Source organism: Bacillus sp. mrc49 (assembly GCF_002803435.1).
The window spans coordinates 1-921 of the sequence record NZ_PHNG01000172.1 but is presented as its reverse complement, the minus strand read 5'-3'; the positions used below and the strand labels follow the sequence as shown (position 1 = coordinate 921).

Annotated in this window: 1 protein-coding gene; it reads left to right on the top strand. The window is 46.4% G+C overall.

Going from position 1 to position 921, the window contains the following annotated elements:
• The coding region (locus CVN76_RS01195; protein ID WP_157805419.1) for a DEAD/DEAH box helicase at window positions 1-921 on the top strand (921 nt) is incomplete at both ends.

The window sequence follows — 921 nt, the reverse complement described above, 5'->3', positions numbered from 1 at the left end:
GTATCGGAAAGTATTTAGGAATTGAAACGCTCACCATAAACGGCGTTCATAAAGATTACTTACATATTCGTTATCAAGCTGATGACAAATTGTATGTTCCTGTTGACCAAATCGACCTTGTCCAAAAATATGTCGGTTCCGAAGGGAAGGAACCGAAGCTCTATAAGCTTGGCGGAACGGAATGGAAGCGCGTCAAAAGCAAGGTTCAATCATCCGTGGAGAATATTGCCGATGATTTGATCAAGCTATACGCGGAACGGGAGGCGGCAAAAGGGTACGCATTTTCTCCTGATGGCGATATGCAGAGGGAATTCGAAACCTCATTCGCCTATAACGAAACGGAAGATCAACTGCGTTCGATTGTCGAAATCAAAAAAGATATGGAACGAGAAAGGCCGATGGATCGTTTACTTTGCGGGGATGTCGGTTATGGGAAGACGGAGGTGGCAATTCGTGCTGCCTTCAAAGCGATTATGGACGGGAAGCAAGTTGCCTTTCTTGTCCCGACAACCATCCTCGCCCAGCAGCATTATGAAACTCTGAGGGAGCGTTTTCAAGATTATCCCATTTCAATTGGTCATATGAGCCGTTTCCGGACGAAAAAACAGCAAACGGAAACGATGAAGGGTTTGAAGGCTGGAACGGTGGATATAGTCGTAGGGACGCACAGGATTTTATCCAAGGATATCGTCTATCGTGACTTGGGCTTGCTCATTATTGATGAAGAGCAGCGCTTCGGGGTCACGCATAAGGAAAAGATCAAGCGGCTAAAAACCAATGTCGACGTACTGACACTGACCGCAACCCCTATTCCGAGGACCCTTCATATGTCTATGCTCGGTGTGAGGGATTTATCCGTCATCGAAACACCGCCTGAGAATCGTTTCCCGATCCAAACGTATGTTATGGAGTATAATGGCT